The organism is Chryseobacterium sp. JAH (assembly GCF_001507335.1).
Classification (GTDB): domain Bacteria; phylum Bacteroidota; class Bacteroidia; order Flavobacteriales; family Weeksellaceae; genus Chryseobacterium.
In genome coordinates this window covers 572,451-596,357 of record NZ_LMAH01000002.1, presented here as the reverse complement: position 1 = coordinate 596,357, position 23,907 = coordinate 572,451, and the positions used below count along the sequence as shown (strand labels likewise).

At 34.6% G+C, this 23,907-nt stretch carries 23 protein-coding genes and 1 riboswitch; of the genes, 13 read left to right on the top strand and 10 right to left on the bottom strand.

What is annotated here, in order from left to right; genetic code table 11:
- Window positions 1-55: 55 nt before the first annotated feature.
- Together AR685_RS06330 and AR685_RS06325 are read right to left on the bottom strand one after the other, a co-directional pair.
- Window positions 56-1,777 carry a PspC domain-containing protein gene (locus AR685_RS06330; protein ID WP_059124054.1) on the bottom strand — a complete coding sequence of 574 codons (1,722 nt, stop codon included), beginning with the start codon at window positions 1,775-1,777 and terminating at the stop codon, window positions 56-58.
- Between the two features lie 11 nt (window positions 1,778-1,788).
- Window positions 1,789-2,118, bottom strand: a complete 330-nt coding sequence (locus AR685_RS06325) for a PadR family transcriptional regulator (RefSeq protein WP_047442550.1) — start codon at window positions 2,116-2,118, stop codon at window positions 1,789-1,791.
- A gap of 286 nt (window positions 2,119-2,404) precedes the next feature.
- On the opposite strand from AR685_RS06325, the gene AR685_RS06320 reads away from it, so the two are divergent.
- Together AR685_RS06320 and AR685_RS06315 are read left to right on the top strand one after the other, a co-directional pair.
- On the top strand, window positions 2,405-3,091 hold the full coding sequence (locus AR685_RS06320; RefSeq protein ID WP_059124053.1) for an XAC2610-related protein: 687 nt from the start codon (window positions 2,405-2,407) through the stop codon (window positions 3,089-3,091).
- On the top strand, window positions 3,088-3,678 hold the full coding sequence (locus tag AR685_RS06315) for an HD domain-containing protein (protein WP_047442551.1): 591 nt from the start codon (window positions 3,088-3,090) through the stop codon (window positions 3,676-3,678). Before AR685_RS06320 ends, AR685_RS06315 begins: the two co-directional genes overlap by 4 nt.
- A gap of 169 nt (window positions 3,679-3,847) precedes the next feature.
- Here the strand turns inward: AR685_RS06315 and AR685_RS06310 are convergent, their stop codons facing one another.
- From AR685_RS06310 to AR685_RS06290, 5 genes are all read right to left on the bottom strand, one after another.
- Window positions 3,848-4,231: an acyl-CoA thioesterase gene (locus AR685_RS06310; protein WP_059124052.1), complete on the bottom strand. Its 384-nt coding sequence runs from the start codon at window positions 4,229-4,231 to the stop codon at window positions 3,848-3,850.
- 113 nt (window positions 4,232-4,344) lie between these two features.
- A riboswitch (cobalamin riboswitch) is annotated at window positions 4,345-4,531 on the bottom strand.
- A 66-nt stretch (window positions 4,532-4,597) separates the two neighbouring features.
- On the bottom strand, window positions 4,598-5,395 hold the full coding sequence (locus AR685_RS06305; RefSeq protein ID WP_059124051.1) for a hypothetical protein: 798 nt from the start codon (window positions 5,393-5,395) through the stop codon (window positions 4,598-4,600).
- Between the two features lie 33 nt (window positions 5,396-5,428).
- Window positions 5,429-6,091, bottom strand: a complete 663-nt coding sequence (locus AR685_RS06300; protein WP_059124050.1) for an ATP-binding cassette domain-containing protein — start codon at window positions 6,089-6,091, stop codon at window positions 5,429-5,431.
- The gene (locus AR685_RS06295; protein WP_047442555.1) at window positions 6,088-6,366 is read right to left on the bottom strand and encodes a hypothetical protein; all 279 of its coding nucleotides are present in this window, start codon (window positions 6,364-6,366) and stop codon (window positions 6,088-6,090) included. The genes AR685_RS06300 and AR685_RS06295 overlap by 4 nt, the downstream gene beginning before the upstream one ends.
- A gap of 443 nt (window positions 6,367-6,809) precedes the next feature.
- Window positions 6,810-8,957, bottom strand: coding sequence for an endonuclease MutS2 (locus AR685_RS06290; RefSeq protein ID WP_059124049.1), 2,148 nt, complete (start codon window positions 8,955-8,957; stop codon window positions 6,810-6,812).
- Window positions 8,958-9,091: 134 nt separating this feature from the next.
- Here AR685_RS06290 and AR685_RS06285 point away from each other — a divergent pair, with 134 nt between their 5' ends.
- The 3 genes from AR685_RS06285 to AR685_RS06275 all read left to right on the top strand — a co-directional run bounded on the left by AR685_RS06285 (window position 9,092) and on the right by AR685_RS06275 (window position 10,952).
- Window positions 9,092-9,601, top strand: a complete 510-nt coding sequence (locus tag AR685_RS06285; protein WP_059124048.1) for a GNAT family N-acetyltransferase — start codon at window positions 9,092-9,094, stop codon at window positions 9,599-9,601.
- Between the two features lie 141 nt (window positions 9,602-9,742).
- Window positions 9,743-10,306, top strand: a complete 564-nt coding sequence (locus tag AR685_RS06280) for a hypothetical protein (RefSeq protein ID WP_131777601.1) — start codon at window positions 9,743-9,745, stop codon at window positions 10,304-10,306.
- A gap of 4 nt (window positions 10,307-10,310) precedes the next feature.
- Window positions 10,311-10,952, top strand: a complete 642-nt coding sequence (locus AR685_RS06275; protein WP_059124046.1) for a uracil-DNA glycosylase — start codon at window positions 10,311-10,313, stop codon at window positions 10,950-10,952.
- Here the strand turns inward: AR685_RS06275 and AR685_RS06270 are convergent.
- From AR685_RS06270 to AR685_RS06260, 3 genes are all read right to left on the bottom strand, one after another.
- Complete coding sequence (locus AR685_RS06270; protein WP_059124045.1) at window positions 10,939-11,430, bottom strand: hypothetical protein; 492 nt, start codon at window positions 11,428-11,430, stop codon at window positions 10,939-10,941. The two genes, AR685_RS06275 and AR685_RS06270, sit on opposite strands and share 14 nt — an antisense overlap.
- Window positions 11,431-11,435: 5 nt before the next feature.
- Window positions 11,436-11,927: a DUF456 domain-containing protein gene (locus AR685_RS06265; protein ID WP_059124044.1), complete on the bottom strand. Its 492-nt coding sequence runs from the start codon at window positions 11,925-11,927 to the stop codon at window positions 11,436-11,438.
- A gap of 70 nt (window positions 11,928-11,997) precedes the next feature.
- Window positions 11,998-13,173 carry a carboxypeptidase-like regulatory domain-containing protein gene (locus AR685_RS06260; RefSeq protein WP_059124043.1) on the bottom strand — a complete coding sequence of 392 codons (1,176 nt, stop codon included), beginning with the start codon at window positions 13,171-13,173 and terminating at the stop codon, window positions 11,998-12,000.
- A gap of 163 nt (window positions 13,174-13,336) precedes the next feature.
- Between AR685_RS06260 and AR685_RS06255 the strand changes: the two genes are divergently transcribed.
- The 8 genes from AR685_RS06255 (at window position 13,337) to AR685_RS06220 (ending at window position 23,907) form a co-directional block, all read left to right on the top strand.
- Complete coding sequence (locus AR685_RS06255; RefSeq protein ID WP_047442563.1) at window positions 13,337-14,602, top strand: mechanosensitive ion channel family protein; 1,266 nt, start codon at window positions 13,337-13,339, stop codon at window positions 14,600-14,602.
- 89 nt (window positions 14,603-14,691) lie between these two features.
- Window positions 14,692-15,411: a pyridoxine 5'-phosphate synthase gene (locus AR685_RS06250; protein ID WP_047442564.1), complete on the top strand. Its 720-nt coding sequence runs from the start codon at window positions 14,692-14,694 to the stop codon at window positions 15,409-15,411.
- Between the two features lie 95 nt (window positions 15,412-15,506).
- Entirely contained in the window at window positions 15,507-16,292 is a 786-nt protein-coding gene (locus tag AR685_RS06245) for an alpha/beta fold hydrolase (protein ID WP_047442565.1), read from the top strand.
- Between the two features lie 102 nt (window positions 16,293-16,394).
- Window positions 16,395-16,589 (top strand): microviridin/marinostatin family tricyclic proteinase inhibitor, encoded by a 195-nt coding sequence (locus AR685_RS06240; RefSeq protein ID WP_047442566.1) that lies wholly within the window; start codon window positions 16,395-16,397, stop codon window positions 16,587-16,589.
- Between the two features lie 83 nt (window positions 16,590-16,672).
- Window positions 16,673-17,632 carry an MvdC/MvdD family ATP grasp protein gene (locus tag AR685_RS06235; RefSeq protein ID WP_059124042.1) on the top strand — a complete coding sequence of 320 codons (960 nt, stop codon included), beginning with the start codon at window positions 16,673-16,675 and terminating at the stop codon, window positions 17,630-17,632.
- Window positions 17,622-18,629, top strand: a complete 1,008-nt coding sequence (locus AR685_RS06230) for an MvdC/MvdD family ATP grasp protein (RefSeq protein ID WP_059124041.1) — start codon at window positions 17,622-17,624, stop codon at window positions 18,627-18,629. Before AR685_RS06235 ends, AR685_RS06230 begins: the two co-directional genes overlap by 11 nt.
- Window positions 18,630-18,638: 9 nt before the next feature.
- Entirely contained in the window at window positions 18,639-20,795 is a 2,157-nt protein-coding gene (locus tag AR685_RS06225) for a peptidase domain-containing ABC transporter (protein ID WP_059124040.1), read from the top strand.
- 286 nt (window positions 20,796-21,081) lie between these two features.
- Window positions 21,082-23,907, top strand: a complete 2,826-nt coding sequence (locus tag AR685_RS06220) for a TonB-dependent receptor (RefSeq protein ID WP_059124039.1) — start codon at window positions 21,082-21,084, stop codon at window positions 23,905-23,907.

Below are 23,907 nucleotides of genomic sequence, written 5' to 3'. Positions count from 1 at the left end.
TGGGTTTCAAACGGTTGCTATTCATCCACACCTTCCGCCACTCTCTCAAGTTTAATTATTTGGTTTTGATAGAAAATTCTTTTTTACCGTCTTTTATTTTGATATCTACGTCTTTCATTTTATCAATATTCATCTTCATAGTATCCATGATTTTTTTTGCTTCATCTTTTTGATATTTCTTTCCGTTGATGATGACACTGTCTTTGTCGCTATCGCTGTATTCAATAGTAGAACCGTTGATGGAAATTTTATTTTTCTCGATGCTTACATTATTGTTGTCATCGCTATCATCATTGTCTTCTTCATTGTCATTAATTCCGTTTCCGTCTGTGTCTCCGTCAAAGTTGATTCCGTCTTTTTTTAATGGAATTACCACTGCATTTTGAGGAATTACCAATTCGTAATCAATGCTGTAATCTCTGAAGCGGTGATCGTATGGATATTTGATGTAATTAGGAAGAATTACCTTGTTTCCAACGATTTCTACTGGAACACTTGCATTAAGTGGAATATTGTAGCCTTTAGCTTCTTTTTTAATGATTAGATAAGGCGTTTTGATATCTGCTTTTCTTGTTACGTCTACGTGTACCCAATCTTTTTCGTAAACAGAGATTTTATCTGAATAAATATCATCCTCGTATCCTCTATAATTTTGAGGTATTGTGATTTGTTTAATATCAACATAAATACTGTCTGAAGTTGTAGGTATTGCAACCTCTTCCGTATCTTCTTTGTGACCTTTAAAGAACATATCTTTTTTTGCCATGCTGATTCCGAAGTAAGTAGACACTGCGATTAGTGCAAGTATCAATGCTCCAATTACCCAACCTGTGTTTTTCAGTTTTGTTTTTGGTGAAATCAGTTTCATGCTCAACAGTCCGAATAAAAGTGCAGGAATTAAGCTTCCTAAAACAATCATCACCATTATGATGTATTTCATGCCGTCACCATCGAAGTAGAAATCCATTTCGTTGATGGGTGGGAAGCTGTCATTGCCCATAAAACCGAAGACTACAAAAACCCCAATCAAACATCCAAAAGACATCAGTGCGAAGATTCCTCCTAATACATAACGGATTACATTCCAAAGTCCGCTTCCTGCATTATTGATATATGGTTTGTTTTCGATATAAATTTCTCCGACTCTCTGGGTAGATTCATTGGCAAACTGTACCAGCTTATTAGATTCACTCTTAAGATTGTCGAAGTTCATAGGCTTTCCCTTCATTTTCAGAAAATCCGCTGCAGTTTCTGCTTTAGGTAAAACCACCCAAAGAATGATGTATAGTAGACCAATCAATGATGAAGAGATGGCTACCGTAAAAATTCCTAGAACGAAAATTCCTAACCAGATGGCTCTCATTGCAGTAATATCCATCCCTACATAATGCGCTAAACCTGCACAAACCCCTGCAATTTTCTGTCTTTCAGGATCACGGAATAATTGTTTTTTATCGGTGTAATTAGTACCTGAAGCATGTTCTCTTTTTGTGTTTTTTTCAGAATAATATGCTTCTTCCTGTTCTTCGATCTTTTCAGGAGACCCGATTTGAGCGATTACCCTTTCTACATCAGTATCGTTGATTACTTCACGTTTGCCTAAAGAATCTCTAAAGATTTCAACCATTCTGATTTCTATGTCGTGCATTACCTCATCAGCTTCAGAAGCATCTAAAGAGCTTCTCAGTGCATTGAGATAATCGCTGAGCTTTATATATGCATGTTCTTCGATGGTGAAAGAAAAACCTGCGAGTCCTATTGAGAGTGTCTTGTTCATAGCTTGTTTTTTTATATTTTTTGAGTGATTTGGTTTACAGAATCTGTAAGTTCTTTCCAGGTATTTTGCAGTTCGGCTAAGAAAGTTTTACCTTTTTCTGTAATTTGGTAGTACTTTCTTGGTGGGCCTCCTGTAGATTCTTCCCATCTATAAGAAAGAAATTCTCCGTTTTTCAATCTAGTTAAGAGAGGGTAGAGGGTTCCTTCCACTACATCCAGTTTTCCTTTTTTCAGTTCATCTATCAAATCAGAAACATACATTTCGCGATTGTTGATAAGACTTAAAATACAGAATTCCAGAATCCCTTTTCGCATTTGCGCTTTGGTATTTTCAGTATTCATCTTTATAAGTTTGTTAATTAGTTACATAAAATCAGTTTTCAGTTCCTAGCTAGTTAAACCTTCTCTGATTCTACATTACAAAGATATGTAATTAAAATGGTAATATGCAATACAAAGTAGTGAAAATATTTTTAAAATAAGTTTAAGTAATTGATTTTCAAAGAGATTAAATTTTAATTAATTTTGATGTACTCTATGTAATTGGGAATAAAGTACATTTTAGGATCTCAAATTTATATTTATTCTTATATTTATAGTAAATTTCCACCTAAAACTAACTAAAACCATGTACTACAAATTTCTACCATTTTTGAGTGTGATCGGATCGCTCTGTTTTGCGCAAAATCATTTTGAATTAAATGATATTTCTGAAAAATATAACGTAAACATCGACATTGCTACCTGTAGTAAGAATGAATGTTTTGGAAAGACCACAATCATTTTAAAGGATAAAAATACTTCGAAAATATTTCCTCGCATCTCCTCAGATAATTTCACTTTTAATATCGAACCGGATTCTTTGAATTCAAAAAATATTAAATTGGCTGATGAGATAGTTCCATTTATTTTCGAAGATTTCAATTTTGATGGTTATCAAGACGTTGCACTGATAAACGCATCTTCAAGAAATAGCACACAGTTTTTATACGATATTTTTATTTTTGAGGCCGCAGAAAAACAATTTTTATTAAATAATGGAATGACAGCTTTGGTTAAAGAGAATTTCACAATGCTGACAGTAGACTCCGAAAGAAAAAGACTTATTGCTCATTTAAAATCTGGATGCTGCTTACAGATCACAAAAGAATATGAAGTGATTTCTGGACGGGATCCGCTTATGGTGTATGAGTTTGAAGAAGATACCAGAGATGCTGAAAATGTTGTAACAAAGAAAACAGATTTCACAGATTATAAATGGTTTACAAAAACCACAAAATATCCTAAAGAGGTCTATTATAAAGAAACAAAATGAAAATTCAGAAAGAAATTGATTTTATTGTCGCCATTGATGCGTTAAAAAATGTACAAAGAAGAAATTACAATGCTGATGATTCTCGAAGAGAAAATACAGCAGAGCATTCATGGCAGATCATTATTCTTGCTCAGATTCTTTTCCCTTACGCCAAAAACCGCGCAGATATAGATCTGTTGAGGGTGATTAGAATGCTTTCGATTCATGATTTGGTAGAAATTGAAGCAGGAGACACTTTCCTTTTTGATGAGGCAGCAATGGTTGGAAAATTTGAAAGAGAAAAACTTTCGGCTCAGAATATTTTCGGGATTTTAGACGAGCCCATCCGATCAGAATTCTTTAATCTATGGCTTGAATTTGAGGAAGAAAAAACTCCTGACGCAATTTTTGCATGTGCCATCGACAGAATTATGCCATTTATTCTCAATTCTCACACATCAGGAAAAAGCTGGACAGAAGCAGCGGTAACTGAAAAACAGGTTAGGAAAATGCTTGAAAATGCAATTAGCAGAGCCTCTGACGAAATGGGAGAAGCTTTTCAGTTTTTGATGCTTAAAAATCTTGAAGCTGAAAAAGTTTTGAGGTAGAATGAATTTAGCAACACTAAGGCAATTTGTATATAGTACGTGCGCTTATCAATTTATATGACCACACATTTTTTAAAGTATCATCAATTCAAACTAGATGTATTCTGGCCGTAGAATATTAGATTAAAAAAGGTTTCGGCGGGCTTTGCCCGCCGAAACCACCTAAGGACTATAGTATTTGGATTGGTTTCTTAAATTCATCAATTGCTACAAATGTAAAATCACCTGTAATTGCTTTTTCTCTCTCGTAAGAATACATTTGTTCGGTGTAGATTTCCACATTTACTTTCATGCTTGTTTTTCCGACCTGAGAGACTTTCCCAATTAGCTCAACGATGGTTCCCGCTGGAATTGGCTTTTTAAAATCGATTTTATCACTGCTTACCGTTACCACTCTTTTTCTTGCAAAACGGGTTGCGGTGATGAAAGCGACTTCATCCATCAATTGCATTGCAGTACCTCCGAAAAGTGTGTCGTAATGATTGGTTGTATTGGGGAAAACCGCTTTAAAGATGCGGGTTTCGGAATTTTCAATTCTTTCTTCTGTATTCATATTTCATTACTCGATTATGGCGAGAATGAAATATATTGATACAAATAGAAATATCGGGAACAAGGAATTCCTGAAATAAACCATGAGATCAACAAACTTCAACTCGCGAAAGTTTTTTGTCTAAAGAAAATGGCAGGTCTCCTGACTTGTAACATCTTTACTTCCTTCCCATGCATTTTGTTTTGCACAGTGGATTTTAATAAAGACTTCGGTTACTTTACAGTTGCGCGACAGTCCGTGATTTTCACACGGTTCCCTTTTTATCTGCGGTTAGGCAGAACCAATTTTCTGAAAAGTTATATGCAAAAAGCTCGAAACTAAAAGCGATTGACTTTTCGTGTGCTAAAATAAGAATAAATAGATGAATTATTCAGGATTTTTTAAAATAATTTGGCTGATTACTTTTCCTTCTCTTATAGTCCAGAGTGTAGTGTAGCGGTTCGATCCTGATCCATTGATCATATAAAGGAAAATATGATCTTCGTCGATGGATGTCACTCCGATATTTTCAAAATCCATTGTTGGCTGAAACATATTTTTGATCGCTTCTCTCACGAAAACAGAACCTCTTCCCGGTTGCTGCACTCTGATTGACTTGATCTCAGTCATTCCTGTTGGCAATTCTTTATCAATTCCCCATGGTTTTACTTTATCGATGGTTTTAATATTTCCGTCCGCATCTTTTTCCTGTTTACGGTAACCTGCATTTGAGGGATAAATGTCAATTACTACTTTACTTCTCTGTGCTGTAGGAATTTTAGGATTACTGTTGTCGGTAAAGATCAATGATTTTCCGTTTTTAGATTTTGATGGAGTAAATTGTGGGAGCTGATCAATAAAGGCTATACGGTCTTTATTGACCATTCCTTCTTTTGTCAGGCTGTCATATCTTACAAAGGGCTTTTCAATTTCAGCTTTTTCCGGATATTTGATCCAGATCCAGTCGGTTTCGCCGGGTGCTGGCTTTACATAAACAAAGACGTCGCCTTTTTTCATACGGATTTTGTCTACGATTTTTCGGTAGTCCTCTTTATGAACACGTACCATTGCATATCCTTCAGTCGCTTTTACCACTCCGAAAGGAACTTTATTCTGAGCGTCAATTAATGAAAGACAAAAAAAACTGAATATCGATACATAAATCGCTTTGTTGATGACAGTCATTGGGAAACAATATTTATAGTTCAAAGATATAAATTAAATGTTTTTCGGAAGATAATTAAACCTTTGCAATTCTGTTAAATCTTGTAATGGTTTTAAACGAGCGTCTGAAAGAAGATAAATATTGTCTGAAATGTGCAAAACATCCTGATATTGATGATCTGAAATTAGGAATCCCTTGTTTTTTGACTCTTCTTTAATAATAGTTTTTATTTTAGAAACAATTTTTGGCGAAACACTGTGAAAAGGCTCATCGAGTAAAATGAATTCAGCTTTAGAATAAATAATTAGTAAAACTTCTAGAATTCTTAGTTCACCACCCGAAAGATTACGCGGAATTTCATCGATGAAAGATTTTAATAATTCTGTATTCAAAAGTTTTGCAGAGTTTTCATCGTCACAAAATAAAGCTATGAGTTTTTTTATTTTAATATTTTTTGGTAAAAAAGAAGATTGTGGTAAATATGAAATCCTATTTTTACGGTGAGATTGGTTTTTTAAAATAAAATCATTGAACTTTACATACTGAGTTTCACTTTTCAGAATTCCGAAAATAATTTGGAAAAGAGTCGATTTACCTATGCCGTTTCTTCCCAGGATTCCCACAATTTCACCAGTTTTGCAACCTAAGTATACATCCTGTAAAACCTTCTTTTTACCAAATGATTTTGTGATGCTGTCAACATGAAGTGTACTCATAAAAAAATCGTGATAATTTTTATAATTAAACCGAATGATAATGTGAAAATCCACAGAAATAATCTTGAAAATCCAAAGTTAGCGTAGAAAATATATTCGTTTTTAAATCTTAGTTCATAAATGAAGTAATGCATTACGGGTAAAAGAACCAAAAAGGATAATCCGAAATTTTCAAAATTCAATCCCAATTGAAGATCCAGTAGTACAGAAAATAAGACCGCAGGAATCAGCAGTTTTCTGTAGAATATCCAAATAATTGTGATATTGGTAAACATTTTTTAAAACAAGAATAATATTTTATTACTTATGTTGGATTATTTTCACTCCAATGGATTGATCTCGTAATTTAACACTTAATTTTAGACAAATATCTCAAAATCAATAGTATGACAAAAAACTATTTTTTTTATTTCTTTTCTTATCAGGAATTTCAATTTACCAAAGTAAAAATTTAAGTTCAATTATATAATGTTCCTCAATTCTAAAATCTGGTCTTAGTAGGCTCCTTTTTCCAACCATATTCATAGTGGGCTTACAATTGATATCCAAAAAAACTAGTCTTTGATTTCTTTCCGCTTATAAATGGTTCTCTATGCGAAATCTATGTCAAAATTTTCACCATTTGTTTGAACGGGTTGATTACTGAAATTAAGATTTAATTCCGAAAATACCTACAGGATCAAAAAAAAATGATGATTCTTTAATGTAATCATGCGGCTTAAATTCTTTCCAGTTCATCAGCATTAATCAATGTCTTAAAAGAACCGTAATTTACCGTCACTTTGTTTTTAGAAATCATTTCAATCGTTCCAACGCTTGTACTTCCTGTAATTCTTACACGTTGTCCCACTTTCATCCAGACAGCGCGGTCGGTTTTACGTTTTTCCTCAATTTTCTCGTTGGTTTCCGAGATTTTTTCAATCACATCTTCTTTTTTCAGTTGCTGAGTGATTTTTCTTTTGACAATCTGAAGACGTTTAGTTTCGTCTTTATCAGCACCGATTTTCCTGAACTTTTCCTGCTCAAGAATCTTTACAAAATCTTTTACAACATCTTTTCTGGATTTGCCTTTTACATAGCTGTCGATAAAACCTTCAATCTTGGTCCCAAACTGAAGTTTACGGTGCTCATCTTCATATAATTTCTGAAAGTTGAAAAGTTTTTGTTGAAGTTGCTCGTTCAGTTTCTGAAGATTGTCTCGTTTGTCTTCCACGGATCCTTTTCTTTCGGCAAGGTCGGTTTTCAGTTTTTCTACTTCAAATTTTTCCTGCTGCAGTTTCACAATGGTTTTATCTAAATTAACGATGTCATGCTCAACTTTTTTCTTCGCAGAATGAATGATAAATCTCGGGATTTTATTCTTTTCCGCAACCTCAAAAGTGAATGAACTACCAGCTTGTCCAACCTCCAGTTTATACATCGGTTCCAATGTTTCTTCATCAAAAAGCATTGCAGCATTGATGGCATTCGGAAGCCCTTCTACCACCAGTTTAATGTTGGTGTAATGCGTTGTAATAATTGCAAAACTTTTTTTATCATAGAAAAACTCGAGGAAGCTTTCGGCCAAAGCACCACCTAATTCGGGATCAGACCCTGTTCCGAACTCGTCAATAAGTAGAAGGGTTTCAGGATTAGATTCACGGATGATTCCACCCATTTTCTTTAATCTTGACGAATACGTCGAAAGATTGTTTTCAATAGATTGATTGTCACCAATATCGGTCATTATTTTCTCGAAAAAAAACATTTCAGATTTTGGATGTACAGGAACCAGAATTCCACTCTGAATCATTAGCTGGAGCAATCCGACAGTTTTTAAAGTAATCGATTTTCCACCGGCATTCGGACCGGAAATACAGATGATTCTGTTATGCTCCGTTAAGCTTAAAGTTTGAGGGAAAATGGTTTTATTTTCCGCCTTATTTCTCAACCATAATAATGGATGGTACGCATCTTTTAGTTTTAAAGTTTTGTGACGGTTAATTTTAGGTAAAACTCCGTTTACCAACTCACCAAATTTAGCTTTAGCTCTCGTCAAATCTAAGTCAAAAATATACACCTGATATCTCCAAAGCTGTGGCTGGAAGACCGCCAGTTCTGCCGTAAGCTGTCTCAGGATTTTATCAATTTCTTTCTTTTCCTCTTCCTGATCTTCGCGAAGTTTAAAATAATGCTTCACAACGCTATCAGGCTGAATAAAAGTAATAGAGCCTGTTTTTGAAAGCCCTAGAACTCGTCCCGGAACTCTTTTTTTATACGCAGATTTTACCGCTAAAACTCTTTGGTCTTCAATGATACTTTCCCGGATGTCATCCAAAAAATCACTCTGACTGTAATTGAATAAAACTCTGTTGAAATTTTCCTGTATGGCTTTTTTAGCTACCTGAATCTCCGCTCTCAATGTTTTCAGAATGGGAGAAGCTTCACTTTTTACCTCGCCAAAACGGTTGAAAACTTTGTCAACTTTATCAATGATTTCTTTTTTATATTCCAAAGCAGAAGCATCCTGCATCAGATTTGGAAACGTATCGGGCATCGTCGGGAAAAACTTCTGAAGTTTTCCTATTTGCTCGGTAAGGGTTTTTATTTTGATGAAAGCTGAGTTCTCGAGACGGTAATTCTCAATCAGCATCAACTTTAGTTCGCTTTCAATATCTTCGTATTCATCAAATGGTATTGCATTGGAGCTTTCAAAACTTGACAGATATTCTGAAGTTTTTTTTAATGAAATTTCAGCCGCTTCAATCTTCATCGGAAGAAGCTCATGGATTTTTTCTCTCGTTTTTGGAGAATAGGCAAAAGGAGCAATTTCCGCGAGCAATTGCGGAAACTCTAATTCGTTTAAATCTGCTTTATTTATATACACAGTGCAAAGATAATTAATTTGAAAATGAGTTAATTTGAAAAATTGAAAATGTATTTTTTAATTTAAATCATCTTAAGGTCTCCGTGATAAAGATTAATTTAAATTTAAAATACGTTTTTTCCTACATTTGAAATATGAAACTAGAAACCGAGAGACTCATTTTAAAACCCATCGACGTAAGTCATGTTGAAGACATTTTTAAAATCAGAAGTAACAGAATCATCAATCAGTTTGTCAATAGAATTCCTCCCAAAACAAATTACGATGCTCTGGATTTTATTTTAACGATCAAAAAAAGAACCCCAAATAATGAAACATTTTATTGGGGGATTTCATCAAAAGATCAACAGAATCTGATAGGAACTATCTGTCTATACAGATTTTCTGAAGACAGAACAGAAGCAGAAGTCGGTTATGAATTATTGCCAGATCATCACAGAAAAGGAATCATGTCTGAAGCTTTGTCTGCTGTTTTAAACTTTGGTTTTAATGAATTAAATTTGCAGACGATCTTAGCTTTTACCAATAAGTTCAATGAAAACTCTAAAGGTCTTCTGTTGAAACAAGATTTTGTTTTGCAAGAGGATAGTACTGATGTAGGTTTTGCGGATAATTTGGTGTTTAGTTTGAAGAAAAATAAATGAATTGTTGAAAATTTCAAGCAGATTTAAATGTTGAAAAATATTTCCATAGTTTTAATATGTCTTTTAATTCTTTTTTTCTCAGTACAAGATTTCGGGTATATGTTCATTTCTTTACCGATTTTCGTTTTAATGTCATATAATTTGTCCGAATTAATTCTGCTATTTACTAATAAGAAAATAGGGAAGAAGCCAGTTAAAAATTTTGAGTTGATATTTTTAATACCTCTTTTTATTATTTTAATATTTGGCAGGTATTTTGAAAATACGATTGGTGGATATAAGTTATTTTGGAAATCTGCTTTTGCAAGTCTTATTTTTAGCGTTTCGACAGTTTATATTCTATCATTTTATTATCATTTTAGTAATGATAAACCAAAAAGAAATAATGTTCTGAGTCTTAGCATCTTTTTTCTACTTTTAATACCATCTTTAGGTGTTTTTATTAATTATAGATTTACAAGTTTAGACGATAGAAAAGAAAAGATAGAAATTAATTATAAAGATTTTGTTAATAATACTAAAGGTAGCGGTAAAACATACTATATATACATTAAAACAGAATTCGATAATAATGAACGACTGACCATAAGTCGAGAATTTTATGATGGAATTTCTAACATTAATCAAAATGTAGAACTTACTTTGTCAAAGGGTGTTTTAGGATATGATTATGTTGACGATATAAAAGCAATTAAGAAAAATTAGATTTATGACCTGGACCGAAATTTTAGCCCCGATAAAAAGCACCCCTTACTTTACCAATCTTTGGGAAAAAGTAAAACAGGAATATGCAACGACAAAAGTTTTCCCGCCAAAAAAACAGATTTTCAGAGCTTTAGAAATCACGCCTTTTGATGATATTGAAGTTGTGATTATCGGGCAAGATCCTTATCATAATGATTTTCAGGCAAATGGTTTGTGCTTTTCTGTTTCCGAACAGGTAACTGCACCGCCGTCTCTTAAAAATATTTTCATTGAATTAAAAAGCGACCTTGGAATTGAAAGAACTTCAAAAGAGTTAGACGACTGGGGAAAACAGGGTGTTTTGATGCTTAATGCCACTCTAACCGTTCGTGCACATACTCCGAATTCTCACAAAGATTTAGGCTGGGAAACGTTTACCAATTATATCATCAAAGAAATATCAGACAAAAAAGAAAATATAGTTTTTGTTTTGTGGGGTGCTTTTGCACAAAAAAAAGCCGAACTGATTGATCCGGCTAAGCATTTTATATTAAAATCGGCACATCCTTCACCTTTTTCTGTGTACAGAGGTTTTTTTGGAAGCAAACCTTTCTCGAAAATTAATGAATATTTAGTTTCAAAAGGTAAAAAACCTATTTCCTGGTAGAAGAATTTGATCCGTCTTTAGTAATAATAATTCCGATTCTGTATTTTCCGGCAAGTGCTTTTGCTCCTTCTCCTGAAGCCGGGGCTGGGTTTACTTCAACCAGCGAAATCTTATAACCGTTGAACAAGGCTGATTTGTGGTAATTTCGGCCTGCATTTTCGGTAGTTGCCAGTGGAATAGTCATCGACCTTGTTGTGGTTCCCATAAACTCAATATTGGCAACTGCTGCTCCCTGCCAAACGCAAGTGACACCTTCAGGACAGCGGCTGTCTTCTGCAATATTTTTGAAAGTGACATTCATCTGGTATTCGGGCAGAAATTTATTTTCACCCTCTGTAAAGTAAATTACCTTGCCCTCAATTTTTTTGTTTTTAAGATCTCTTTTAACCACTTTTTCAGGATTGTTTGTATCTTTTTGCGCATTGCAGTCTGTTAAAAACAGTAAGGCAAAGCCGGAAATAATAATTTTGTAAAACATTTCTTTTAAATTACGTTAAACATATCTAAAACTACGACCATCAGCATTGCTAGACCTACGACCAGACTAAAACCTGTTCCGTAGATAAATCCAATGAATGCTCCTTTGGTTGAGCGTAGTGCCTTGTTTATATCTTTGCTGTCGTGCAGCAGTTCACCAATGAAAACCCCGGCAAACATCCCGACCAGAAATCCAAGTGGAATAGGAATGAAAATCCCAACAATAGTTCCAATCACAGAGCCAATGCTACCCCAATTTGTTCCTCCGTATTTCTTATTCGTTTTTGCGGGAATTACATAATTTAAAACGACAGAAGCTAAGGTCAAAAAGATAAATGCCCAAATATAAATCATTGGCATGTCTGAATCTGTTCCGTATTTGTAAATTAAAAGTCCACCAAGACTTAAAACCAATCCGGGTAAAACAGGTAAGAAGGTTCCTAGTACTCCCAAAACAAGTAATATGATACTGATAATAGAGATTAAAGAGTGGTCCATAAATTAGTTTTTAATAAAAAAGTGACTTTTAAAAGCCACTTTATCTAAGTATCAATTTTTAAGCCGATTTTTAAAGATTAACAATCACGTACTGCAGAATTACACCAGCACTACCGATGTTTCCTGTGGCGTGATTATGAAAAGTAGTATAGTAAATATAACCGCTGCCTGATGCTCCAGAACATGGACCAACGGTAGCTCCGAGTGCTACTAGATAAGGAACTGCAACTGTAGGAACTGAAATGCTGATCTGGATATTACCAGGAAGCGTAATGCAAACTGTTGTAAAATTCGTATTCGGAGCATTTCCGATTGGTGTCGTAGGGATTCCTGTAGCGGTAAACTGATTGGTTCTAAGCATCAGAGCATCGTTAGTTGTAGCATCTTTTACCAAAACTTCCCAATATGCAGAATCGTACGTGATGATTTTCTGCCATGATGCCAAATCGTAGTTAATATTTAATGAATTGAAACCCAGTGCGGCAGTTAAACCTGCATTATTTACACTTGCTGCAACAAGACCGCTTGAGCCAATGTTTTTTGAGCATAATTTTGCGTCGGGAACAAAGCCTCCTGAAACTCCGCAATTATCTGTACTATTTGTACCGCCGACCAGATAAGCTACATCCCAGTCAGAAGCATAAATACTTCCTCCGTTGGCAACAAAAATAGCCAAATTGGTATCAATCACAGGATAAAGCGATTGGTTGACTGCATAGTTTCGTGAACCACAATTGAGGAAAATAATATCATACTGCGCAAGCGTATTGATATTTGCAAGATCTGCATTGGTGATTTCTGTTGCAGTATATCCCAAGTTTGTAATGATGTCTTCGATCTTGTCATAAGAACCTTTTACATATGCAATTTTCGCAACCTGATTAAGCTTTGTCTCATTAGTAGTTAAATTGACCGTTTCGTTGTCTTTAATCGTAGCAGAAATTTCTGTTCGGAAGTTGCTTCCGTTTCCTGTTTGAATATAAACTGTTCTTGCACCAGCGGGAGCTTCTAACGTAAAGTTACCGTCAGAATCTGAAAAAGTGTGGTAGATTTTATATTTTTCATCAAATGTGAAAACTGATGCTCCACCAATAGGTTTACTCCCGTTTTGTGAAATTACTTTTCCGGATACTTTTCCGGTTTTCATAATGTTTTCTGTAATCTCGGTTGGATTTTCTGATTCAGAACGACATGCTCCGAAAGATAATAGAATGATAAAAATTAAAAAAAAGTTAAGTTTTCTCATGATAATAGTTTTGTGGTTTAGACTACTAAATTAATGAATTTATTATTAAATGTGTTTTGTTTTTATGTTTAATTTATAGAATTTACAATTAATTTTCAAAATAATTATTAAAATCTGTTATGGTAAAGGTTTTGCTGATTCTAATTTTATTAAATTTGCGATAATGAAAGACGAAATAAAAGATACCAAAAGTTTTTTGCAGGAACTTAGTGAACAGCTATATATTTATATATCGAAGATTTCCCCCACAGGATTTGAGTGGGTTTTTCATATTATCGTGAAAATGGCTTTGCTGTTTGGTATTTTTATGGTTTTAGATTTAATTTTTAAAATCATAATCAATTATGTCTTTCGTTTCTTTCATAATGAGGAGAAATACCCTGTTGTAAAATCAATTTACCAGTCGCGGATTACCAATTCTGTGGCACATTTTGTCGCCTTGGCAATTGTTGGCTCCATTCATGAATCAATCTTTTTGGGTGCATTAAAACAAACTACTATTTTCATTCACCGATCTGTAAATTTAGGATTGGTACTCATTCTTGCAGGCATGTTATACAGATCTTTGACGGGTTTCAGATACTATTTTACCATAAAACAGGATTATTATAAAGTAATGGCCATCAACGCCATTTCAGAAACCGTAAAAATTCTTGGAATCTTTATATTCTCAATTGTCAGTATTTGTGTGGTTTTTGGTATTAAAGGAACTACGATTGTAGGGAGTTTAGGAGCGATTACTGCAGTTTTGGTTTTAGTGTTCAGGGACACTATTTTAGGATTTATTACAGGAATTCACGTAGCAACATCAAGAAGTCTGAAAGTTGGCGACTGGATCGGAATCCCAAAATATAATATCGAAGGAAATATTTTGGAAATAAATTTGCTGACAACCAAAATTACCAATTTTGATAAAACGATTTCGTCAATTCCAACTTATGATTTATTGACCACTGAAATTAAAAATCTTCAGGTAATGTCAGAATCCAATACAAGAAGAATCAAAAAATCAATCTTTTTTAATATCAATTCATTTAAATTTTTAAATAATGAAGAGATTGAGAGGTTGAAAGATATCAATCTTATTGCAGAGTATCTGAACGAAAAAACTTCAGAGATCAATTTAGAGAAAGCAGAAATACAGCACAAAGATAAAGTGATCAACGGAAGACAGTTGACCAATATTGGGGTATTCAGATATTACGCTCAGAAATATCTTGAAAACGACCGTGAAATCGATAAGGAAAGCCCAATCATGGTTCGTCAGCTTGAAATTACCACTCAGGGTCTTCCGATGGAAGTCTATTGTTTTGCAAACGACTCGAAATGGGAAAAATTTGAGCAGATTCAGGCAGATATTTTTGACCATCTTTTGGTTGCTTCCAAAGAGTTTGATTTGCAGATTATGCAGATCGGTCTGCCAAAATAAATTTAATATAATAAGACTCGGGATAAGGACTCAGTTCATGTAATCACATAAATTTGATATCGAAAATCTTGTTTCTAACATCTATAATAATGACTAAACTAAGCGTAAACATTAATAAAATTGCAACCATCAGAAACGCTAGAGGTGGCGAAACGCCGAGTGTAACAGAAGCTGCAATTAAAATTCAGGAATTTGGTGCCCACGGAATCACTATTCATCCAAGACCGGATGAGAGACATATCACCAGAAAAGATGTCTATGATTTAAAACCTTTGGTGACGACCGAATTTAATATCGAAGGAAATCCGCACAGAGATTTTATTGATATGGTTTTGGAAGTGAAACCTGAACAGGTTACTTTGGTTCCTGACGCTGATGATGCCATAACCTCAAACGCAGGCTGGGACTGTGAAAAAAACATGGATTTTCTAAAATCTGTTATTGCTAAATTTAAAAATGCGGGAATCAGAACTTCAATTTTCTTGGATCCAAATCCTGCAATGGTAAAATTTGCCGCAGAAACGGGAGCCGACAGAATTGAACTGTACACAGAGGCATATGCAACAAACTATTCCAAAAATAAAGAAGAAGCAATCAAATCTTATATTGAAACGGCTGTCGAAGCAGAAAAATTCGGTTTGGGGATTAATGCAGGTCACGATTTAAGTTTAGATAATTTGAAATATTTCGCAGATAATATTCCAAATTTGTTGGAAGTTTCCATTGGTCATGCTTTGATTTCTGAAGCATTATATATGGGAATGGAAAATACAGTTCAGGCGTATCTGAAGAGATTGGCAAAATGGTAAATAAGACATTAGATTTTAGATTGCAGATAACAGACTTGCATAAGATTGTTAAATTGCAATCTGAAATTTGATGTCTGAAATCTAATATCTAAAAAATGGAAATTTTAAATTCAAAAATATTCGGCGAGAATTTATCGTCTACACCACTTTTAGTATTTCACGGTTTGTTTGGAATGCTCGATAACTGGGGAAGTTTCGGAAAAGAACTCGGTGAGTTACTCCCTGTTCATTTGATTGATCTAAGAAATCATGGAAGAAGTTTTCATTCAGAAGAAATGTCTCACGACGATTTGGCAAATGATATTGTCAATTATATGCATCATTATGGGATGGATAAAGCTCATGTTTTAGGACATTCTTTAGGCGGAAAAGCCGTGATGCAGTTTGCTATCAATTATCCTGAAAAAGTGGAGAAATTAATCGTTGTAGATATTGCACCAAAAGCTTACCCGCCGCATCATCAGGGAATTATTAAAGCATTGGAAACGGTAAACTTTGATGAAGTGAAGTCAAGAAGTGAGGTTGAAGCCGTTTTAACGCAATATATTCCGGAAAAATCAACCATACAGTTTTTGGCTAAAAATCTGTATTGGGAAGAAAACGGAGATTCAAAAAAACTGAACTGGCGATTTAATCTGAAAACACTTTCGGAGAAATACAATCAGTTTGTCTCAAATGCGATTAAATACGGAGTTTTCCACGGAGAGACCTTATTTATTGCAGGGGAAAAATCAAACTATATTTTACCGCAGGATGAGTTTGCCATCAAGCAACAGTTTCCAAAAGCTCAGTTTGTTAAGATTAAAAATGCTGCTCATTGGGTTCAAGCCGATAATCCGGTAGACTTTAGCGAGGTTGTCAGAAATTTCTTAACTATTTAATTATTTAAGAAAGGTTAAAATTATCATAAATCGTTATCTTTTTATCTTTGGAAATATATTTTTTGTAACTTAGATTTATCAAATCAATAAAAAAAATGTATTATGGAAAAGAAAAAGTTGAAAAAACCATTCTTTGCTTCGTTTTTAGAAAGTCAGATTAAAGATTCTAAAGAGGTGAAAGGAGGAAGTACAAGTTTTGGAGCTACAACACCTTTGAAGGATGGGGTTACAAAACCAAGTCTCGACAGTCAGCAAACGATGAAATATCCGTCTGACGGCGACGAATCTACGGTATAGGTCGTATTTTAATATTATTCATGTTAACAAATTGATATCCAAAGGAAACTTACTTTAAGTTTCCTTTTTTAATAAAGCGCATCATGATTCTCTGCATTACGCATTCTCAGGATTTTTATACGATTGATCTTTTCTTTGAGTACCTGAATTCTAAGAATATTTCTTATTTCAGACTTAATTCTGATCAGCTGAATCACAGCCAAAAACTGAGTATCACTCACGGTTCTTTTTCAATTACCGATGCGGATGGAAATCGTACAGAGTCTACAGATTTTACGGCAGTATGGCATCGTAAATCCTGGGAAATAGAGTGTCCCATGGATTTAGACAAAGATTATCAAAAGATTTTTATCAGTGAATATGAAAGTCTGCGAGCCAATATGTATAGAATGTTGGACCATTTGCCATGGATCAATCCTTTAGAAAACGAGAAGAAGGCTGATGCTCATAAAATGTATCAGTTACAAATTGCTAAAAAAAACGGATTGAAAATTCCTGCAACCCTTTTTTCCAACGATGAGGATGAAATTCTTAAGTTTATAAAGGAAAAATGCAATAATAAGGCAATAGCAAAACTTCATGGTACTATTTCTAGGAATATGAATGGTGAAAGTTTGATTTCGACAACGATTATTGATGAAAATAATGTTGAGCATCTGTCAGATATCATGTATTGTCCGATGATTTTTCAACCGTATATCGAAAAAGACTATGAATTAAGAATTGTTTATATTGATGGGGAATATTTTACAGGAAAAATTAATAACAGCAAAAATACAGACTGGCGCATTGTTCGGGACGATTATTTTTGGTCAGCCTATCAGCTCCCCAGAAATATTGAAAATCATTTAACGTTAATGATGAATGAGATGGGCTTGTGTTTCGGAGCCATTGATATGATTAAAAGTACCGATGGAGAATATTATTTTCTGGAAGTAAACCCTCAGGGAGAATGGGGAATGCTTCAAAAGGAGTTGGATTTTCCGATTGCAGAAAGAATTGCAGATTATCTTTTAAAAAGAATACACACCAATGAACAATAAAATATTAATCATCACCCACACGGAAGATAATTTTTCAATCGATAAAGTCACGGAATACATTTATAAAAACGGTTTTGAAGTCATCCGTTTCGATGTCGATTTATATCCGTTAAAAAATAAGCTTACGACGGCTTTTCAGGATGGGAAATGGATGAGTTTTCTTGAAAATGCCGAAGGGAAATTCAGGCTCGATGATATTGCGACCGTTTGGTACAGACGCGCATACAATATCGGAAACGGACTTAAAGAGGAACTTGATCAGAAGTTTTTCGGTGCAGCCATGGGAGAAATCAGAAATACTCTTTTTGGTTTTTTAGAGTCTTTAGACTGCTATTCTTTGGGTAAGCCAAGTGTTTACAGAAGATTAGACAGCAAAGAGGAACAGCTGAAAATTGCTTCTAAAATTGGTTTTAAAATTCCTGAAACCTGTATCACGAATAATCCTGAGGAAGCAAAAAAGTTTATTTTGAAACATAAAAGTGTCATCACAAAAATGCAGACCGGTTTTGCAATTTATGAAGACGGCGTAGAAAATGTGGTTTTTACCAATCAGATTAATGAAGATCAGCTGGATCGGCTAGATGCTCTGCTGTATTGTCCGATGCAGTTTCAGAAAAAGATTGAGAAGAAGAAAGAGCTTCGCGTTACCGTTGTAGGAAAAGATATTTACACCTTCGAGATTGATTCTCAGCAGTCTGAAGACGCAAAAGTAGACTGGAGAAAAGATGGTGTCAATCTTTTAGATAAATGGGTTCAGACTGAACTTCCTGAAAACATTGAATCTAAAATTAGAAAACTTCTCGATGTTTATCACGTCGATTACGGAGCAATAGATATTATTGTCTCTCCGGAAGATGAGTATTTTTTTATAGAAATTAATGCTGCAGGAGAGTTCTTTTGGCTCGATAATCTTACATCAGATAATGCCATCTCCAAAAGTATTGCAGATTTGCTTTGTAATCAATCTGAACGTAGAAGTAATACTGTTTTAATTTAAAAGATAAGCGTGGCAAAAATTACCTATTACAGACAGCTCGATTCGATGGATTGCGGACCAACCTGTCTTAGGATAATTACAAAATTTTTCGGTAAAAACTTTTCTCCCGAATACCTGCGTCTGATTACGTTTCAGTCCAGAACGGGGGTGAGTTTTCATGATTTGATTTCTGCTTCTGAAGAATTAAAGCTTGAAACTTTAGCGGTAGAAATTGATTTTGAAAAACTGATTTCCGAAGCTCCAAAACCCTGTATTTTGCATTGGAAAAAAGAGCACTTCGTAGTTCTTATCCCTCAGATTCATTCAAATACAATAACAATTGCCGATCCTGAATATGGAAAATTAGAGCTCACAACGAAAGAATTTAAAGAAAGCTGGCTGGATGAAAACGGTCTTGGAAAAGCATTGCTCATTAAAGCGACCGATGAATTTTTCAGCAAGAAAGAAGATCAGCCCGTAAATGGTTTTAATTTTTTATTTACATATTTAAAACCTCATAAGAAAGCACTGTTTTTTCTGCTCTTCACCTTATTGATCACAAGTGTGATTACTTTAATTTTTCCTTTTCTTACACAGAATTTGGTAGATAAAGCAATAAAACTGAAGGAGAAAAATCTTGTGCTGATGATTGTGGGAGCTCAAATTCTGCTCTTTCTCGGAAACAGTTTGATGGAATTAATCAGAAGCTGGATCATGTTGAAAGTCAACACGAAAGTCAATATCAAGCTCATCAGTGATTTCATAGAAAAGCTCATTCATCTTCCGGTTTCCTATTTTGAATCTAAGAGAGTAGGAGATATCCAGCAGCGCATTTTAGATCATCAGCGTATCAGCTCGTTTCTTTCTACCAATACGCTTTCAATCCTTTTTTCGTTTATTAATCTGCTCGTTTTTTCGGTGGTTTTGGGAACTTACAATCTGATTATTTTGGGACTTTTTTTTACCCTGAGTGTTCTTTCAGTGTTCTGGATTTTTATTTTTTTAAATAAGAGAAAAATCTTAGATCAGAAAGAATTTATTCTCAACAGCCAGAATCAGAATGTGTTAAATGAAATGGTTTTGGGAATGTCTGAAATTAAAATCAATCAATCAGAAAATTTTCAGCAATCTAAATGGGAAAATATTCAGCAGGAATTATTTATAAGAAATAAAAAAGCGCTGAAACTTTCGCAATATCAGATGATCGGATCAGGGTTTATTTCTCAGTTGAAGAATATACTTATCACAGGATTTTCTGCGTATGCAGTCATCGACGGCGATTTAACACTTGGAATGATGCTGGCGATAAGCTTCATTGTTGGGCAGATGAATTCACCGTTTGATCAGCTTTTATATTTTATTCAGATTACGCAGGACGCAAAACTCAGTTTAGAGAGAATTTCTGAAGTTCATACAAGACCGGTTGAAAATATCGAAAAAGAACCCGTCGAAATGAGCAGTGATGATGATATTGTTCTTGAAAATGTAAATTTTGGTTTTGGCGATTTTGCAATTCTTAAAAATCTGAATGCGGTTATTCCTAAAGGAAAGGTAACAGCCATTGTGGGTGAGAGCGGAAGTGGAAAAACAACTCTTTTTAAGCTTCTTCTTCGTTTTTACGAGCCCGATTCAGGGAAAATATATTTTGGGAAAACGCCGTTGTCAGATTTTTCTCTTAACAGCTGGAGAAAAATCACCGGAACAGTTCTACAGGAAGGTTTTGTTTTCTCTGAAAGTATACGGAACAATATTACACTGAGGCAAGATCAGATGAATGACGATCTGCTAAATTATGCGGTAAAAGTTGCTAATCTAAAGAAAGTCATCAGCCAGTTTCCTTTAGGTTTAGATACGATGATCGGAAATGACGGAGTGGCACTGAGTACGGGACAGAAACAGAGAATTCTGATTGCAAGAGCGATCTACAAAAATTCATCAATTTTTCTTTTAGATGAGGCAACAAGTGCGCTCGATACTCAGAATGAAAAAGAAATTATGGAGAATCTTTTTGATTTTTTTAAAGGAAAAACGGTTCTGGTTATTGCGCATAGACTCAGCACAGTAAAAAATGCAGATCAGATTTTGGTACTTCATGATGGAGTTTTTGTTGAAAGAGGAAGTCATGAAGAATTACTAGAAAAGAAAAATTATTATTATAATCTGGTCAGCAATCAACTTGGGATTTGATAATCTGCTTTGTGGGAAATGAAGCTTTATTAATATCGTCACATTAGTGATATATTTTACTTTCTCTCACTTCTGAACTTTAACTCTTTCACTAATAGTATATTGTGTTGAGTTTGCCATTTTTTCGCAAAAAATGATTAAGTTATTTTTAATCAAAGAATAACATAGCGTTTACAAAAGGCTTTATTAATCGACTTTTCGTAAAGATTTATTCATTTATTGGTAAGGTTGTATTAAACGCGGACGATCTCTAATCTTATAGTTTTGTGCTATCAAAATTTTAGATATGAAGAAAGTTTTATGCACCGTGTTGCTGTGTGCTTCAATGATTGTTTTTGCACAGAAAGGTACAGTCTCAGGAAACATCAATGATAATTCTCAGATAGCACTTCCCGGAGCAAAGATTACCTTAAGTCCAGGAAATATTTTTACAGTTTCGGATGAGCACGGTAATTTTGTTTTTCTGAACGTTCCTTCCGGAAATTATACCTTGAATGTAGATTATTTGGGATATGGTCAAAAAGAGATTCAGATTTTAGTAGATTCAGATAAAAATACAAAGCAGAATATTGTTTTCACCAGAAAAGAACAGCTTATTTCAGAAGTTAAGATAAAAGGGATTGCGCTTCAAAACCAAGCTCGTGCTCTGAATAAGCAAAAAAGCAATGCCAATATTACCAATGTAATTTCGGCTGATCAAATGGGGAAATTCCCGGATGCCAATATTGGTGATGCTTTAAAAAGAGTTCCTGGAATTACTATGCAGAATGATCAGGGTGAAGCAAGAAATATCATCATCAGAGGTCTGGCTCCGGAATTGAATTCCGTAACATTAAACGGAAACAGGATTCCGTCTGCGGAAGGAGACAACAGAAATGTGCAGATGGATCTTATTCCTTCAGATATGATTCAGATTGTTGAGGTGAATAAAACACTGACTTCTGATATGGACGCTGACGCTATTGGAGGATCAGTAGATTTAATTACCAGAACTGCAGCTACAAAAGAGAGAATTTCAATTTCTACGGCTTCAGGATATAATCCTATTCGTTCAAAAGCACTATTTGCAGACAGTTTTGTCTACAGCAACAGGTTTGCAGAAGGGAAATTAGGATTGGTTCTTAACGGTTCTTACAATAACAACGATTATGGTTCTGATAATGTGGAAGGGGTTTGGGCGAAAGATGACGCAGGAAACATTTACATGGAAGAAATGGATATCCGAAAGTATGATGTGAAACGCGAAAGAAAAAGTATAGGAACTGATCTTGATTTTAAATTTAACGATAAAAATAACATCAGAATTTCAGCCCTGTACAATTGGAGAGACGATTGGGAAAACAGATACCGTCTTAGATTTAAAGATATTGAGCCTATTTATTCTGATGCTTCCGAAACCAATATCTCAGGGTTTAATGCGGTGCTGAACCGTGAAACCAAAGGTGGAATCAATAATAAATTAAATGATGCAAGACGTCTCGAAAGACAGATTATGCAAAATTATTCTATACTCGGAAATCATGTCATCGGAAGCAAACTGGAGATGGATTGGGGCGCGTCTTACTCAAAAGCAGAGGAGCAGAGACCTGAGGAAAGATATATTTCATACGAAGCTGAAACCGCTGATAATGGTGAAAACATTAGGTTAGGAAGTAACTTTTCTACAAAAAAACCAATGTTTACCCTACAAAATCAAGTAGGGCTTGATCAATATGCTTTTGACGGATTAAGCCAGCAGAATGGTTTAACTTATGAAGAAGAAATCACGGGAAGATTGAATTTCAGAGTCCCTTTTTCTATTATTGAAAATCAGAAAGGCCGTTTGAGATTTGGCGGGAAAGCCAGATTAAAATTCAAGAAACGTGAAAATGATTTCTTTTCGTACGAGCCTACCGGAAACTTCATGGATCATTTAGGACAGGCTGATCTTGTTAATTGGAATGGACGATTTAATCCCAATTCTTCATATGCGCCTGGATTTTTTGCCAGCAACACCTATTTAGGAAATCAAAATTTAAATTCTTCTTCTTTCGAAGGTTCAAGTGAGCCTTCAGAATTTCTTTCAGAAAATTATTCGGCAAACGAAAAAATTTACGCAGGATATTTACGATGGGATCAAAATTTCACAGATCAACTGTCAATGATTGTGGGAGTAAGAGTTGAAAATACTCAGATTGACTACACCGGAAATGTGGTGGAGGATGAAGAAAATCTTACCGGAAGCAGAAGTATTGAAAGTCAGTACACCAACTGGTTGCCAAGTATTGCTTTTAAATATACTCCTGCTAAAGATTTGGTTGTAAGAGCTGCATATTCTACGGCTTTGGCAAGGCCGGGTTATTTTAAAATTTCCCCGTACGTCAATATTCTACCAAATGACAGAGAGGTTTCTGCCGGAAATCCTGATTTGAAGGCTTCATATGCACACAATTATGATGTGATGGGAGAATATTATTTCAAATCAGTCGGGATTTTATCTTTAGGAGGTTTCTATAAAAAGATCAACAATTTTATTTACGATTACAGAGATCAGAGCTTCAACAGAGACAAATTTGCACAAATGTTTCCAGGTGTAGAAAATACATTGGAAAACGGACAAAACTATACTTTAGTACTTCCTCAAAACGGTGAATCGGTTCAGGTGTACGGTTTTGAAGCAGCAGTTCAGAGACAGCTTGATTTTCTTCCTGGCTTTCTCTCACACTTTGGAGTTTATTTAAATTACACCTATACCAAATCTAAAGCAAAAGGCGTTTACAATGCAGATGGTGATTTGAGAACAAATGTGATGCTACCTGGAACTGCACCTCATATGTTTAATTCATCTCTTTCTTGGGAGAATAAAAAAATTACAGCGCGATTGTCTCTCAATCATGCAGCAGCATATCTGGATGAGTTTGGTTCTACAGATTTCGAAGACCGTTATTATGATAAACAGACTTTTCTCGATGCTAATGTATCTTTCGCAGTGACTAGCTTTATGAGAATTTTTGCAGAGGCTAATAATTTGACCAATCAGCCGTTGCGTTATTATCAGGGTGAGAAAAACAGAACCATGCAGATGGAATATTACATGCCGAGATTTACTTTGGGATTAAAATTTGATTTTTAA

Excerpts from the sequence above, each read along its gene's own strand:
- AR685_RS06330 (WP_059124054.1), bottom strand. The coding sequence starts at position 1,777 with ATGAACAAGACACTCTCAATAGGACTCGCAGGTTTTTCTTTCACCATC.
- AR685_RS06325 (WP_047442550.1), bottom strand. The coding sequence starts at position 2,118 with ATGAATACTGAAAATACCAAAGCGCAAATGCGAAAAGGGATTCTGGAA.
- AR685_RS06320 (WP_059124053.1), top strand. The coding sequence starts at position 2,405 with ATGTACTACAAATTTCTACCATTTTTGAGTGTGATCGGATCGCTCTGT.
- AR685_RS06315 (WP_047442551.1), top strand. The coding sequence starts at position 3,088 with ATGAAAATTCAGAAAGAAATTGATTTTATTGTCGCCATTGATGCGTTA.
- AR685_RS06310 (WP_059124052.1), bottom strand. The coding sequence starts at position 4,231 with ATGAATACAGAAGAAAGAATTGAAAATTCCGAAACCCGCATCTTTAAA.
- AR685_RS06305 (WP_059124051.1), bottom strand. The coding sequence starts at position 5,395 with ATGACTGTCATCAACAAAGCGATTTATGTATCGATATTCAGTTTTTTT.
- AR685_RS06300 (WP_059124050.1), bottom strand. The coding sequence starts at position 6,091 with ATGAGTACACTTCATGTTGACAGCATCACAAAATCATTTGGTAAAAAG.
- AR685_RS06295 (WP_047442555.1), bottom strand. The coding sequence starts at position 6,366 with ATGTTTACCAATATCACAATTATTTGGATATTCTACAGAAAACTGCTG.
- AR685_RS06285 (WP_059124048.1), top strand. The coding sequence starts at position 9,092 with ATGAAACTAGAAACCGAGAGACTCATTTTAAAACCCATCGACGTAAGT.
- AR685_RS06275 (WP_059124046.1), top strand. The coding sequence starts at position 10,311 with ATGACCTGGACCGAAATTTTAGCCCCGATAAAAAGCACCCCTTACTTT.
- AR685_RS06270 (WP_059124045.1), bottom strand. The coding sequence starts at position 11,430 with ATGTTTTACAAAATTATTATTTCCGGCTTTGCCTTACTGTTTTTAACA.
- AR685_RS06265 (WP_059124044.1), bottom strand. The coding sequence starts at position 11,927 with ATGGACCACTCTTTAATCTCTATTATCAGTATCATATTACTTGTTTTG.
- AR685_RS06260 (WP_059124043.1), bottom strand. The coding sequence starts at position 13,173 with ATGAGAAAACTTAACTTTTTTTTAATTTTTATCATTCTATTATCTTTC.
- AR685_RS06255 (WP_047442563.1), top strand. The coding sequence starts at position 13,337 with ATGAAAGACGAAATAAAAGATACCAAAAGTTTTTTGCAGGAACTTAGT.
- AR685_RS06250 (WP_047442564.1), top strand. The coding sequence starts at position 14,692 with ATGACTAAACTAAGCGTAAACATTAATAAAATTGCAACCATCAGAAAC.
- AR685_RS06245 (WP_047442565.1), top strand. The coding sequence starts at position 15,507 with ATGGAAATTTTAAATTCAAAAATATTCGGCGAGAATTTATCGTCTACA.
- AR685_RS06240 (WP_047442566.1), top strand. The coding sequence starts at position 16,395 with ATGGAAAAGAAAAAGTTGAAAAAACCATTCTTTGCTTCGTTTTTAGAA.
- AR685_RS06235 (WP_059124042.1), top strand. The coding sequence starts at position 16,673 with ATGATTCTCTGCATTACGCATTCTCAGGATTTTTATACGATTGATCTT.
- AR685_RS06230 (WP_059124041.1), top strand. The coding sequence starts at position 17,622 with ATGAACAATAAAATATTAATCATCACCCACACGGAAGATAATTTTTCA.
- AR685_RS06220 (WP_059124039.1), top strand. The coding sequence starts at position 21,082 with ATGAAGAAAGTTTTATGCACCGTGTTGCTGTGTGCTTCAATGATTGTT.